This is a genomic window from Pseudomonas muyukensis (assembly GCF_019139535.1).
GTDB classification, from domain to species: Bacteria; Pseudomonadota; Gammaproteobacteria; order Pseudomonadales; family Pseudomonadaceae; genus Aquipseudomonas; species Aquipseudomonas muyukensis.
On the sequence record NZ_CP077073.1, the window covers coordinates 5,429,094 to 5,443,007 of the forward strand.

The 13,914-nt window shown below is 66.6% G+C and carries 10 protein-coding genes; 2 read left to right on the forward strand and 8 right to left on the reverse strand.

The window, feature by feature from the left end; translation table 11 throughout:
- Positions 1 to 192: 192 nt before the first annotated feature.
- The 3 genes from yjiA to KSS95_RS24105 all read right to left on the reverse strand — a co-directional run bounded on the left by yjiA (position 193) and on the right by KSS95_RS24105 (position 3,532).
- Positions 193 to 1,185 carry a GTPase gene (gene yjiA / locus KSS95_RS24095; RefSeq protein WP_217850343.1) on the reverse strand — a complete coding sequence of 331 codons (993 nt, stop codon included), beginning with the start codon at positions 1,183 to 1,185 and terminating at the stop codon, positions 193 to 195.
- A 69-nt stretch (positions 1,186 to 1,254) separates the two neighbouring features.
- Entirely contained in the window at positions 1,255 to 1,452 is a 198-nt protein-coding gene (locus KSS95_RS24100; protein WP_145188604.1) for a YbdD/YjiX family protein, read from the reverse strand.
- Between the two features lie 13 nt (positions 1,453 to 1,465).
- Positions 1,466 to 3,532, reverse strand: coding sequence for a carbon starvation CstA family protein (locus tag KSS95_RS24105; protein WP_134693628.1), 2,067 nt, complete (start codon positions 3,530 to 3,532; stop codon positions 1,466 to 1,468).
- Between the two features lie 163 nt (positions 3,533 to 3,695).
- Here KSS95_RS24105 and KSS95_RS24110 point away from each other — a divergent pair, with 163 nt between their 5' ends.
- Positions 3,696 to 4,064: a PilZ domain-containing protein gene (locus tag KSS95_RS24110; RefSeq protein ID WP_217850351.1), complete on the forward strand. Its 369-nt coding sequence runs from the start codon at positions 3,696 to 3,698 to the stop codon at positions 4,062 to 4,064.
- A gap of 260 nt (positions 4,065 to 4,324) precedes the next feature.
- Positions 4,325 to 5,842: a nucleobase:cation symporter-2 family protein gene (locus tag KSS95_RS24115; RefSeq protein WP_217850353.1), complete on the forward strand. Its 1,518-nt coding sequence runs from the start codon at positions 4,325 to 4,327 to the stop codon at positions 5,840 to 5,842.
- An 82-nt stretch (positions 5,843 to 5,924) separates the two neighbouring features.
- Here KSS95_RS24115 and KSS95_RS24120 read toward each other — a convergent pair whose 3' ends face one another.
- The 5 genes from KSS95_RS24120 to KSS95_RS24140 all read right to left on the reverse strand — a co-directional run bounded on the left by KSS95_RS24120 (position 5,925) and on the right by KSS95_RS24140 (position 13,894).
- Entirely contained in the window at positions 5,925 to 7,271 is a 1,347-nt protein-coding gene (locus KSS95_RS24120; protein ID WP_217850355.1) for a TolC family outer membrane protein, read from the reverse strand.
- Positions 7,272 to 7,276: 5 nt separating this feature from the next.
- Positions 7,277 to 8,620, reverse strand: coding sequence for an HlyD family type I secretion periplasmic adaptor subunit (locus KSS95_RS24125; RefSeq protein ID WP_217850356.1), 1,344 nt, complete (start codon positions 8,618 to 8,620; stop codon positions 7,277 to 7,279).
- Between the two features lie 2 nt (positions 8,621 to 8,622).
- Entirely contained in the window at positions 8,623 to 10,365 is a 1,743-nt protein-coding gene (locus KSS95_RS24130) for a type I secretion system permease/ATPase (RefSeq protein ID WP_217850358.1), read from the reverse strand.
- A 162-nt stretch (positions 10,366 to 10,527) separates the two neighbouring features.
- Positions 10,528 to 11,145, reverse strand: a complete 618-nt coding sequence (locus KSS95_RS24135; RefSeq protein ID WP_217850359.1) for a heme acquisition protein HasA — start codon at positions 11,143 to 11,145, stop codon at positions 10,528 to 10,530.
- An 82-nt stretch (positions 11,146 to 11,227) separates the two neighbouring features.
- A complete protein-coding gene (locus tag KSS95_RS24140; protein ID WP_225935599.1) occupies positions 11,228 to 13,894 on the reverse strand; it encodes a TonB-dependent receptor in 2,667 nt (888 codons plus the stop codon).
- Positions 13,895 to 13,914 lie beyond the last annotated feature (20 nt).

Below are 13,914 nucleotides of genomic sequence, written 5' to 3' on the forward strand. Positions count from 1 at the left end.
GTGAATCTTCTTGATGCATTGCATCAATTGCCAGATGAGCACCTGCTTGAATGCCGCCTCAGATACCGCTTCAGCCAGGCCCTCCTCCAAAAGGAAGCCATCAAAATCCGTCCCTTTGTGAAGGTTCACTCGGTCTTCCTCGCGTGAGTAAGTAGAGGTAAAAAAATGCCGCCATAAGGCGGCATTAGCAAGTCAGATGCTTCTGACTCCCTCGTGACTCAACGCCTCAAACCCCGCCCGAATCTTCTCCTCCGGCAGCTCATCGGCGATGAACACCATCACGCTTTCCCGGGTCTCGCCGTCCTTCCACTCGGCGTCCCAGTCGAAGCCATACAGCTTGAGCACACCCTGGAACACCAGGCGACGATCTTCCCCGGCAATGTTCAGCACCCCCTTGTAGCGCAGCAATTGCTTGCCGTGCTCTTCCAGCAGCTCGTTCATGAAGTCGCTGAGCCGATCGATGTCCAACGGTGTTTCAGTGCGCAGCACCAGCGTCGAGATGCGGTCCGGGGTGGCCGGCTTGAGCAGCGGGCGCAAGGTGGGCTTTGGGCTGATGCCCAGGTCTGGGTTGAGGTTGAAGCCGCGCACATCGAGTAGCTCGGCCAGGTCGATGCGGCCGTGCTCGACCACGCGGATCGCCGCCCGGCCATTGATGCGCGACAGGCGCTCGCGCAGGGCGTCGACCAGCTGCGGCTCGACCAGGTCGGTCTTGCTCAGCAGCAGGCGGTCGGCGAAACCGACCTGGGCCTGGGCGATGGCCTGGGTCAGGTGCAGCTCGGCGTGCACGGCATCGACCAAGGTGATGATGCCGTCGAGGATATAGCGCTCGCGCAGTTCTTCATCGATGAAGAAGGTCTGTGCCACCGGCGCCGGGTCGGCAAGGCCGGTGCATTCGATGACCAGGCGATCGAAGGCGATTTCACCGGCATCCTGGCGTTCGAGCAGCAGGTACAGGGCACGGGTCAGGTCGCCATGGATGCTGCAGCACACGCAGCCATTGGCCAGGGTCATGACCTGCACCGGTTCATCGCCCAGCAGTTGGCTGTCGATGCCGGCCTCGCTGAATTCGTTCTCGATCACGGCGAGCTTCAGGCCATGCTCGGCCTTGAGCATGTGCTTGAGCAATGTGGTCTTGCCGGCGCCAAGAAAACCGGTCAGCACGGTAACGGGAATAGGTGTCTGCACGCAGAACATCTCCTGTGCAGTGGGAATTTGGAAGGTGGGCGCGGCCCTTGGGCCGCGCCGGCAGCGGGTTCAACAGCACTTGGGCCCGGACTTGCCACCGTATCGTGCTTCCTGACGCTCGCGGAAGAACTCCTCATACGTCATGACCGGCTTGTCCGGGTGCTTGTTGCTCATGTGCTCGACATAGTTGTCGTAGTCGGGCATGCCGACCATCAGGCGGGCTGCCTGCCCCAGGTACTTACCCAGTCGACCCAGGTCGTTGAACATCACGGCAGTCCTCTCAAGCGTCAGGCAGGGCCTGGAACGGGGTTTCCTTGTCGCTGCGCTCCTTGCGACCCAGGGCGGCGTAGCCGACCTTGATGGCGAAGAACAGCACGCTGAACACCACCACCAGGAACAGGATGGTCAGGCCAGCGTTGGTGTAGGCGTTGAAGATCACGTGCTGCATCTGCCCGATGTCCTTGGCCGGGGCCAGGACCTGGCCGGCGTCCAGCGCGGTGCTGTACTTCTTGGCCAGGGCCAGGAAGCCAACCGCCGGGTTCGGGTCGAACAGCTTGATCAGGCCTGCCGCCGTGGTGCAGATCAGCAGCCACACGGCCGGCACCAGGGTGACCCAGATATAGCGCTCGCGCTTCATCTTGATCAGCACCACGGTGCCGAGCATCAGGGCGATACCGGCCAGCATCTGGTTGGAGATGCCGAACAGCGGCCACAGGGTGTTGATACCGCCCAGCGGGTCGATCACGCCCTGGTACAGCAGGTAGCCCCACAGCGCCACGCAGCCGGCGGTGCCGACCAGGTTGGCGGTCCACGACTCGGTGCGCTTGAGGGCCGGCACGAAGCTGCCCAGCAGGTCCTGGAGCATGAAGCGCCCGGCACGGGTACCGGCGTCCACGGCGGTGAGGATGAACAGCGCTTCGAACAGAATGGCGAAGTGGTACCAGAACGCCATGGTGTTCTCGCCCGGCAGCACCTGGTGGAGGATCTGCGCGATACCGACCGCCAGGGTCGGCGCACCGCCGGCACGGGCCAGGATGGTGTGCTCGCCGATGTCACGGGCCACCGCCTCGAGCTGCTCGGGGGTGATCAGGAAGCCCCAGCTGCTGACGGTTTGCGCCACCGAGGCGACGTCGGCACCGACCACCGCGGCCGGGCTGTTCATGGCGAAGTACACGCCCGGCTCGATCACCGAGGCGGCGACCATGGCCATGATGGCGACGAACGACTCCATCAGCATGCCGCCGTAGCCGATGTAGCGGGCGTTGGTTTCGTTGTCCAGCAGCTTGGGCGTGGTCCCCGAGGAGATCAGCGCGTGGAAGCCGGACACCGCGCCGCAGGCGATGGTGATGAACAGGAACGGGAACAGGGTGCCCTTCCACACCGGGCCGGTGCCGTCGGTGAACTGGGTCAGCGCCGGCATTTTCAGCTCGGGGGCGATGATCAGGATGCCGATGGCCAGGCCGACGATGGTGCCGATCTTGAGGAAGGTCGACAGGTAGTCACGCGGCGCCAGCACCAGCCACACCGGCAGCACGGCGGCAACGAAGCCGTAGCCCACCAGCATCCAGGTGATCTGCACGCCGGTGAAGGTGAATGCCGGGCCCCACACCGGATCCGCGGCGATCTGGCCCCCCAGCCAGATCGACAGCAGCAGGAGCACCACGCCGATGATCGAGATCTCGCCGATGCGGCCCGGGCGGATGTAGCGCATGTACACGCCCATGAACATCGCGATCGGGATGGTCGCCATCACCGTGAACATGCCCCATGGGCTCTCGGCCAGGGCCTTGACCACGATCAGCGCCAGCACCGCGAGGATGATGATCATGATCAGGAAGCAGCCGAACAAGGCGATGGTGCCCGGGATGCGGCCCATTTCCTCGCGGACCATGTCGCCCAGCGAGCGGCCGTTGCGGCGGGTGGACAGGAACAGGACCATGAAGTCCTGCACCGCGCCAGCCAGCACCACGCCGGCGATCAGCCACAGCGTGCCGGGCAGGTAGCCCATTTGCGCGGCGAGCACCGGGCCCACGAGGGGGCCTGCGCCGGCGATGGCGGCGAAGTGGTGGCCGAAAAGAATGTGCTTGTTGGTCGGGACGTAGTCCAGGCCATCGTTGTTGAGTACCGCGGGCGTGGCCCGGCGGGGGTCGAGCTGCATCACCTTGGTGGCGATGAACAGGCTGTAGTAACGGTAGGCAACCAGGTAGATGGCCACTGCCGCGACCACGATCCACAAGGCGTTGATCGCCTCACCGCGACGCAGGGCAACCACACCCAGCGCGCAGGCCCCTATGACTGCCAGCGCCAACCACGGGATGTGGCGTAGCAGGCTATTATTGTTGTTCATGGTTTACTTCCAGCTGGTGGATTGGAAAGACCGCCCATCGAGTCTAGGGCGAGTCAAGACGCATTGCCACACTTGCTTTGGTCTAGAGCCTCTGCGGCCAGATTGCGGTACCTGATGCACCTCCCCAACTCACTATAGTCAGGGTGTCACCCGGAGAACTGCCATGAGCGACCACGACGAACGCCGCCGTTTCCAGCGCATCGCCTTCGATGCCCCCACCGAGCTGCGCCAAGGCGAGCGGCGCTGGCCGGTCACCCTGCTCGACCTTTCGTTGAAGGGGCTGCTGATCAAGCGCCCCGAACCTTGGGACGCGGACCTGACCCAGGATTTCGACGCGATCATCCATCTGAACGACAAGAAAACCCAGGTGCTGATGCAGGTCGAACTGCGCCATGAGGAACCTAACCGCCTAGGTTTCATTTGCCTGCACATCGACATCGATTCAATGACTCATTTGCACCGTCTTGTGGAATTGAACGTGGGCGACAGCACCGAAATGATGCGCGAGCTGCGCGAACTCATCGAAGATTGATATCTCTTAGCCTGCTAACAATCTGGCCGTGACGGCTTTCTTGTCCGGCCAGACAGCTTTCACTCGATTTCCGGCCCTCTTGTACACATCCCTCTAGGACAGCCTTCGACACGTTGGAACGCAACGTGCATCAGGGTTTCGTGCACCCTGAAGGCACCCCTGCCGGCGCTACGATCAAAACTTTGTATACAATTCTTGTGGCAATGTTTTGTCAGACTTGTCTACAGTAGCGCCACAACAATAAACAGAGAGCCTGCTCCATGACCACGTCCCCCAGCACGTCTCCCGCCCCGCGCCCCGAGGACGAGAACCTCGGCCTTGGCGCCAACCTGGCCTACGGGCTGCAGCATGTCCTGACCATGTATGGAGGGATCGTCGCGGTACCGCTGATCCTCGGCCAGGCCGCCGGCCTGGCCCCGGCGGAAATCGGCCTGCTGATCGCGGCCTCGCTGTTCGCCGGCGGGCTTGCGACGTTGCTGCAGACCCTTGGGCTGCCGTTCTTCGGTTGCCAGCTGCCACTGGTCCAGGGCGTCTCGTTCGCCGGCGTGGCGACCATGGGGGCGATTCTCGGCAGCCAGGGTGGCGGTGGCCTGCCGGCGGTGCTGGGCGCGGTGATGGCGGCCTCGTTGATCGGCTTCCTGATCACCCCGGTGTTCTCGCGTATCACCAAGTTCTTCCCGCCCTTGGTGACCGGTATCGTCATCACCACCATCGGCCTCACCCTGATGCCCGTTGCCGCGCGCTGGGTGATGGGCGGCAACAGCGCCTCGCCGGAGTTCGGCAGCATGGCCAACATCGGCCTGGCGGCGCTGACCTTCGCCATCGTCCTGCTGCTGAGCAAGCTGGGCAGCGCAAGCATTTCGCGCCTGTCGATCTTGCTGGCGATGGTCGCCGGTACCTTGATCGCCTGGTCGCTGGGCATGGCCGACTTCAGCAAGGTCACCGAAGGCCCGATCTTCGCCTTCCCCACCCCGTTCCACTTCGGCATGCCGACCTTCCACATCGCCGCGATCCTGTCGATGTGCATCGTGATCATGGTGACCCTGGTCGAAACCTCGGCCGATATCCTCGCGGTCGGCGAGATCATCGACACCAAGGTCGACTCCAAGCGCCTGGGCAACGGCCTGCGCGCCGACATGGCATCGAGCATCCTGGCGCCGATCTTCGGCTCGTTCACCCAGAGCGCCTTCGCCCAGAACGTCGGCCTGGTGGCCGTGACCGGGGTCAAGAGCCGCTACGTGGTGGCCACCGGCGGCGTGATCCTGGTGGTGCTCGGGCTGTTGCCGATCATGGGCCGGGTGATCGCGGCCGTACCTACCCCGGTACTCGGCGGCGCCGGTATCGTGCTGTTTGGCACCGTGGCCGCCAGCGGCATCCGTACCCTGTCGAAAGTCAGCTACAAGAACAACGTCAACCTGATCATCGTCGCCGCCTCGCTGGGCTTCGGCATGATCCCGATCGCGGCGCCGAACTTCTACCACAGCTTCCCGAGCTGGTTCGAAACCATCTTCCACTCCGGCATCAGCTCGGCGGCGATCATGGCGATCGTGCTGAACCTGATGTTCAACCACTTCACCACCGGCAACTCGGAAAACCAGTCGGTGTTCGCCGCGGCCTACGAGCGCACCATCCAGTACTCGGACATCTCCGCCCTGCGTGATGGCGACTACTTCAAGGATGGCAAGCTGTTCGACGCCGAGGGCAACGAGGTACCGGTGATGGAGCTGGACGAGCATGGCAACGAGGCGCCCCGACGCAAGGCGGTCGCCGAACACTGATCGCTGACCACGACGGTCATCGAGGGGAGCCGCACGCGCATCGTCGGCTCCCTTTTTTGTGCATGCCAGCCCGCGCCCTCGATCAACCCGCCGAGTCGCCCTGGCCGGGCGCCGCGAAGTACCCATTCAACACCTGCAAGTCCCCCGCCTGCAGCACCCCCGCCAGATAGCGCAGCTGCAACCACGCCCGCAGGTACTCGTGCCGCGCCTGGGCCAGGTCGCGGCGGGCGCCGAACAACTGCTGCTCGGCGTCCAGTACATCGAGGTTGACCCGCTCGCCGCCCTGCACGCTCTTGCGCGTGGCCTGCACCAACGCCGCGGCCGCCTTCACCGCCAGGTCGTAGGCGCGAACCTTCGCCGTGCCGCTGGCGCACAGGTTGAACTGCCGGCGCAACTGGTTGAGCGTGTCGTGCAACTGCGCATCCAGCTCGAACCCCGCCGCATCGCGCTGCGCCCGCGCCTGGCGCACCGCAGCCGAGACACCACCGCCGGCGAACAGCGGCAGGTTGACCTGCAGGCCGATGCTGTCGGTGTCATAGCGCTGGTTGTAGCTGCTCTCGGAACTGGAACTGGAAATCCCCTTGCTGGCGTAGGCACTCAGCGACGGCAGATGGCCGGCGCGCTGGCGCTCGATGTTCTGTTCGGCCACCTCCAGCCCGTGGCGCTGGCTGGCCAGCTCGGCGTTGTGGGCCACGGCCAGGTCGCGCCAGGGTTCGAAGCGCGCAGGCGCCAGCGGCTGGATATGGAAATCGCCGGTCATCGGCGCCAGGTCCTCGACCCTCACCGCCTCGCCGATGATCGCCTGCAAGCTGCGCAGCGCCGCGTCCAGGTTGTCCCCGGCCTCGATCTCCTGGGCCTGGGCCAGCTCGTAGCGGGCGCGGGTTTCCAGCACATCGGTGCGGGTGCCCTCGCCACCCTTGAGGCGTCGCTGGTTGAGCTGCAACTGTTCGGCATAGGTGCGCCGCTGGGCCTGGGCCAGGGCGATCTGCTCGTTGGCGAACAGCGCCTCGCTGTAGGCGCCGAACAGCCGCACCATCAACGCCTGGCCACGCCCGCGAAAGCGCTCGTCGGCCAGGGCCGCCTGGGCCAGGCCGCTGCGGTACTGGCTCCAGGCGGCGTAGTCGAACAGTGGCTGTTGCAGGGTCAGGGTCGAGGTGTAGCTGCGGTAGTCGCGCTGGCTGGTGATATCGCCGAACGCGCTGCGCTGGGTCACCTCGGAGTCATTGCGCGCGCGGTTGTAGCGGTACGACAGGTTCGGCAGCAGGCCGGCCCGGCCGATCGCCAGGTGCTCGAGCCCGGCCAGGCGTTCGGCCGCCGCCGCCTTGAACGTCGGGTCGTTGCGCAGGGCCAGGGCATAGGCGTCACCCAGGTCCAGGGCCAGGGCCGGCCCACTCAAGCCCAACAGCAGGGCCAGCACAGCCAGACGCATGGGCATCATTCCTCCGCCAGGGCGACATGCACCCGGTCGGCCAACGGCTTGAACAAGTAGTTGAGCAACGAGCGCTCGCCGGTCCGCACGAAGGCCTCCACCGGCATGCCTGGGCGGATATCAAGCCCGGCGAGCTGGCGCTGGCCGGCTTCGCCGACCTTGATCCGCACCTGGTAGTAAGGCTGCTGGGTCTTGTCGTCGAGCAGCCGGTCGGCCGACACCAGGGTCACCTCGCCGGTCACCCGGGGCGTGGTGCTCTGGTTGAAGGCGACGAACAACAGCTCGACCGCAAGCCCCGGCCTGAGCCGGTCCACCAGCTCCAGCGGGGCGCGGGCGTCGACCAGCAGCGGCGCATCGCCGGGGACGATCTCCATCAGCGACTGGCCACGGCCGATCACGCCACCGTTGGTGAACACGCTCAAGCCCACCACGGTACCGGCCACCGGCGCGCGCACCTGGGTATGGGCCAGTTCGAAATCGGCACTGCGCAAGCGGTTGCCCAGGTCCTCGGCGCTGGCCTGCAACTCGCTCAACTGCTGGCGCACGTCGTTCTGGAACTCCTGGCGGCGCTGGCTGCCACGTAGCTTGAGCTCCTGCACCTGGCGCCGGGTGCGGCCGATCGCGCCCATGTCCTCGGCAATCGAGCCATTGACCTGGGCCAGCAAGCGCTCGCTGTCGAGCAGGCGGTTGCGCGCGATGTAGCCGTCCCGGGCCAGCTCGCGCAGCCCGCCAAGCTGCTCATCGAGGGCATCGCGCTGGGCCTGCTTGCTGGCCAGCGAACCTTGCAGGCCGAGCAGCGAGGCCTCGGCGCCTGCGATGCTCTCGTCGAGGCCGGCCAGCTCCATCTGCAAGGCTTGCCGGCGGCTGGCCAGCAATTGCCGCTGGGCCTCCAGGGCGTTCGCCACCCACGGCGTGGCGGCCTGCTCGCGCAACGCCGCAGGGAAGTCGATCAGCGCCTGGCCGTCCCGCTCGGCCAGCAGCCGCGCCTCGCCGGCCCGGGCATTGACGTACTGCACCCGCAACGAGCCTTGCTGGGCCTGGGCCTGGGTGGCATCCATGCGCAACAGCACCTGGCCGGCGCCCACCTGGTCGCCGTCGCGCACCAGCAATTGCTCGATCACCCCGCCGGTGGGGTGCTGCACCGCCTGGCGACTGCCCGCCACCACCAGGTTGCCGCTGAGCGGCACGCCTTTGTCCAGCGGCGCCAGGGCACCCCACAGCAAAAAGCCGCCAAGGCCGACAAGCACCAGCCAGCGCCCGGCCCGTGCCGGGCCCCGGGCATCGTCGCGCAGGGGATGAAGGTTGTGCGCCGCGGCTGGCGCGGCAGAAAACAACGGATGCACGCTCATGCTCAGGATCTCTGGCTGCCTTGGTTGAAGCTGTAACTGACGCCGCCGCGCGCAGGCGCGACGGCTGGGCGCGCGGCCGCCTGCAAGACCCGGGCGGTCGGCCCGAAGTTGAGCATCTGGCCGCCTTGCAGCACCAGCAGCTTGTCCAGCCCCACCAGCAGGCTCGACTTGTGGCTGATCATCACCACCGTGCGCGCCTGCGCCTTCAGCGCTGCCAGCGCCGCCAGCAGGGCCCGCTCGCCGGGCTCGTCGAGGTTGGCGTTGGGCTCGTCCAGCACCACCAGGGCCGGTAGCCCGTAAAGCGCGCGGGCCAGGCCGATGCGCTGGCGCTGGCCGCCCGACAGCCCGGCGCCGCCCTCGCCCAGCACGGTGTCATAGCCCTGGGGCAAGGTCAGGATCAGTTCGTGCACCCCAGCCAGCTGCGCCGCCGCCACCACCTTGTCGGCATCCACCGGGCCCAGGCGGGCGATGTTCTCGGCGATGCTGCCGGCGAACAATTGGACATCCTGGGGCAGGTAGCCGACATGCTGGCCCAGCTGTTGCCGGTCCCACTGGGCCAGCGCCGCGCCGTCCAGGCAAACCTTGCCCGCCGCCGGGCTGGCGGCGCCCACCAGCAGGCGCGCCAGGGTGGTCTTGCCGGAGCCGGACGCGCCGATCAAGCCCAGCGACTCGCCGGCCGCCAGCTCGAAGCCGATACCACTCAGGCACGGGCGCTCGGCGCCCGGCACCCGCCCGGCCAGTTGCTCGACCAGCACCTGCCCGCGCGGCGCCGGCAACGGCATGCCGGCAGCCAGCGGCGGATAGGCCTGCAGCAGCGCAGCGACCCGCGCATAGGCCTGGCGCGCGGCGCCCCACTGGCGCCACACCGCGATCAACTGGTCGATCGGCGCCAGCACCCGGGCCATGAGGATCGAGCCGGCAATCATCATGCCTGGGGTGATCAACTGCTCCAGCGCCAGCCAGGCGCCCAGCCCCAGTACCAGCGATTGCAACGCCAGGCGGACCACCTTGGACAGCGCCGTGACCGCGGCCATGCGTTCGCTGCCAAGGTTCTGCAAGGCCAGAAAGCCCTGTTGCACAAGGCTCCAGCGCTGCCGCACCACCCCAAGCATGCCCATGGCGGCGATCGCCTCGGCGTTGCGCAGGTTGCCCGCGGCCTGCTGCATGGCCTGCTGCGACAAGCGCCCGGCCTCGGCGAACGGGCCCTGGGTCAGGCGCTCGTTGAGCCAGGCCAACCCGGCCAGCAGCAGCGCGCCGACCAACGCCAGCAAGCCCAGCCAGGGGCTGAACAGGAAGATCACCAACAGGTAGAGCGGGAACCACGGCGCATCGAAGAAGGCGAACAGCGCCTGCCCGGTGGCGAACTGGCGCAGGCTGGTGAGGTCGGCCAGCGCCTGTTGCGCGCCGTCCCGATGCCCGGCCAGGCTCGCCTGGCTGGCGGCCTCGAACACCCGCGGCGCCAGGCGCAGGTCCAGGCGGGTGCCCAGGCGGATCACCACCTGGCTGCGCAGCCACTCCAGCGCGCCCATGAAGGCGAACAGGCCCAGCACCATCAGGCTGAGCATCAGCAGGGTCATCTCGTTGCCCGACGATAGCACCCGGTCGTAGACCTGCAGCATGTACAGCGCCGGCGCCAGCATCAGCAGGTTGATCACGGCGGTGAACAGGGCGACATTGCCCAGCCCGCCACGGCACGCCAGCAGGGCCTGGCGCAATTCGCCGGTGGCTTTGCGCGGTGTCTTCATCGAAGGCCTCGACAAGCGTGGCGAGCGCGCCATTGACCCGGCGGCGCTCGCCTCGCAGAATTCGCTGGCACCACGGCCTGGGCCCGACAAGACACGGGCCGTGGTGCGCTTTCAGCGGCCAATGGCGGAGCGATCTGCCATTGGCCTTTTTCATGCCTGGCTTCAGGCCGCCAGGGCCAGGTCCTCAGGCAGCGCCTGCACACCCACGGCCTCGGCCGAGGCAACGCTGGCGGCACCGCCACCCAGGGCCGCGGCAACCACGTCGAAGGTGTCGTTGGTCGACACCCCATAGCTGGCCAGCAGGTTGTCCAGCACCCCTTCCAGGGCCGAGGTGTTGCCCTGCATCAGGCCGTAGATCACGCTCTGCACTTCGTTGCCGGCACGGCCAGCGCCCTGCGCGGCATCCAGGTCCAGGCCATTGAAGCTGACCACGTAGTTGCCCAGGCTGAAGTCGCTGCCATTGCCGCCCCCCAGCACCTCGCCCAGCGAGACGTTGTCCAGCGAGCCCCACAGGTAGTGGTTGAGGTTGTCGCCCGGCGCCTTGGACGGGTCGAACACATAGTGCAGGCCGTTGGCGCTGTCGCTGTCGGCGACGAAGGCGTAGTCGGAGTTGTTGCGACCGTGGGTGGCGTACTGGTCGCCATCGAAGGTGCCGTTGCTGAAGCCGCCGGTGTTGCTGTAGCCATGGCCGGCGGTGACGAAGCCTGCGCTCCAGAACGCCAGGTAGTCGTCGATGGTCGAGCTGGCGAAGGCGGCATCGTAGTTGACAGTAATGCTCATGACGGTTCCTCGTTGTTGCACAGTGATGACGAAGGCGTGCTGCGTGCCTTCGCGTCGCCCGGAATGGGCAAACCCGGTTGGATCAGAAGCGGTACTCGAGCATGCCGCTCAAGGTGCGGCCACGGGCCAGCGACAGGTTGTTACCGTCGCCCATGGCCACGAAGTAGGCCTCGTCGGTGGCGTTTTCCAGCGACAGCGCCAGGTTCAGGCTGGGGGTCATCCAGTAGCTGGCGTACAGGTCGTAGACCGTGTATTGCGGCCATTGGGCCTGGTCGATCTGGTTATAGGTGTGGCTCTTGAGGTTCTCGCCGTTGCCCTCGCTGTAGCGCATGCGCATGCCCACATCCAGGGTGCGGTCGAGCAGGCGCATGCCCAGGGTCAGGGCGCCGCGGTCGGCCGGCATGTACGAGGCGTTGCCCATGATGTCGCCGCAACTGACGATGCTGTTGGTGTCGGCGGCGCCCTCGGCGCGGGACACGCGCACCGGCAACATGATGATGCGGCTGCCCACCCGCACCGGGCGCATGACGGTACCGGCGCTGACCAGGCGTTGCGCGCCGCCCATGTAGAACTGGTTGGAGCAGAACCTGTTGCTGCCGATCATGTGGGTGTAGCTGAGCTGGCCGTAGTAGGCGCCGGCATCGTAGTCCAGGCTGTATTCCACCCCGCGAAAGCGCGTGGTTTCCAGGTTGTTCTGGTAGGCCGAGCGGCCCATGGCGATGCCCGCCACGCTGCCGCCGGGCAGCGAGACGTTGGTGTCGAGGAACGAGAAGTTGTCGATGCGCGTGTCGAAGTAGGCGACCTTGGCGCCGAAGCGGTCGCCGTCGCGCAGCAGCGACTGCTTGAAGATGTTCACCCCCAGCTCCCAGTTGTGCGACTCCTCAGCCTTGAGGAACGGGTTGGGGTAGACCATCTCGGCGCTGCCGCCGGCATGCGGGCGGCCGCTCATGAACACTTCGGTCACCGCCGGTGGGCGCCAGCCACGGCCCCAGCGGGTGTAGAGCTGCAACCAGTCCGGCCCAGGCTTGAGCGCGACGCCGAAGGTCGGCGAAAAACGCCCCTCTTCGGTTTCCTCGTCGAAAAGCAGATGGGTCTGCCGGCGGGTCAGGCCCACCTCGGTGACGCCTTCGGGGTACATCCAGGTCGTGACCCCGGTCTTGCCGCTCAGGCGGTAACGGTCGTAGCGCAGGCCGGCATCCAGGGTGAGCCAGTCGTCATGCTCGTAGGTGAGGTTGCCGAACAGGCTGGCCATCACCCGCTTGCCCTTGGGGTTGGCGCCCTGCACGTAGGGCAGCGACTCCACTTCGTTGACCGCGGCGATGCGTTCGGTGCTGGGGCGGAAGCTGTCCTGGAACAGCTCGCTGCCGTAGTTGAAGCTCAGCGTATCGGCCTGGCCCAGGTGCCAGCGCGAGGTGTTCTGCAGCTGCAGGCCCCAGGTGTCGGTCTGGAAGCGGTCGGTGTAGGCCTCGACGCGGTTGCCGGTGCCGACGCTGGACAGGTTGTCGGCGTTCCAGCGGTCCTGGCGAGTGGTGACGAAGTACAGCTTGGCCTTGAAGTCGACCAGGTCGTTGTCCGGGGTGAAGCTGTAGTCCAGCGCGGCGTTCTTGGCGTTGATGTCGTTGCTGCCGGTGACCCGGTAGTAATAGCGGTTGGTGTTGCTGTCGTTGTAGGTCCAGGCGTCCTTGCTGTCGGTATCGGTCTCGAAGTAGCTGAACTGCAGGCGCTGGTCGTCGGCCAGGTTCAGGCCAAGCTTGAACAGTTGCGAGCGGGTGACGCTGTCCATTGCCCCCACTTCGCCGTGCAGCCAGCTCTTCCAGGCTTCGCGGTTCTCCAGCTTGCCGCGGATCTGCGTGCCGAGGTTGTCGGCGTTCTGCGTGCCGCTGCGGTAGTTGCCAAAATGTCGCTCGCTGTGGCCGAGCAGGATGTCGCCGGCCTGGTTGCCCACGGCGAACAGCGCACTGCCATTGAAATAGGTGCCGTTGCCCAGCTCACCGATGCCGTGGCCGGCACGCAGGCGGCCGCCGAGCTCCTTGTCCGGGCCGAGCAGGTCGCGGGCCTCGACCGTGTTGAAGCTGGCGATGCCGCCGATCACCCCGGCGCCGCCCATGCCGGCCGAGGTGCCCTTGTCGATCTCCACGCCCTGGATGAACTCCGGGTCGATGAACATCACGCCGTTGCGCTGCTGGTGGCCGTTGACGTTGAAGTTCTGGCGCATGCCGTCGATGTTCATGTTGACCCGGCCATAGTCCTGCACGCCGCGGATGTTCACCGACAGCCCGGGGTCGCGCTGGTTGACGGCGGTGTACACACCCGCCGTCTGCTCGAGCAGGTCGGCGGCATGGCGCGGCGCGCGCTGCTCGATCTGCTCGCGGGTGATCACGCTGACCGAACGGGGCGCCTGGTACACCCAGTCGCCATCGCGCTGCGAGTCGACATGGGTGGTGTCCAGCTCCAGCGCCGCGTCGGCGTCGGTGACGCGCTCAAGGCCAACCTGGCCGGCGGCACTGAAGTGATAGCGCACCGGCGTGCCACGCAACAGCTGGCGCAGGCCGTCCTCGATCGGATGGCTGCCCTGCAGCCCGGCGCTGCGCAGCCCCGCCAGCTTGCGGCTGTCGAAGAACACCTGCACCCCGGATTGTTCGGCATAGGCCAGCACCGCGCGGTCGAGCGCCTGGGCCGGGATATCGAAGCGGATCAGTTGCCGGCTGCTGCCCTGCGGCTCGGCGGCCTGGGCCATGCCGCTCGCCATCGGCAAGGCGCAGCTGCCCA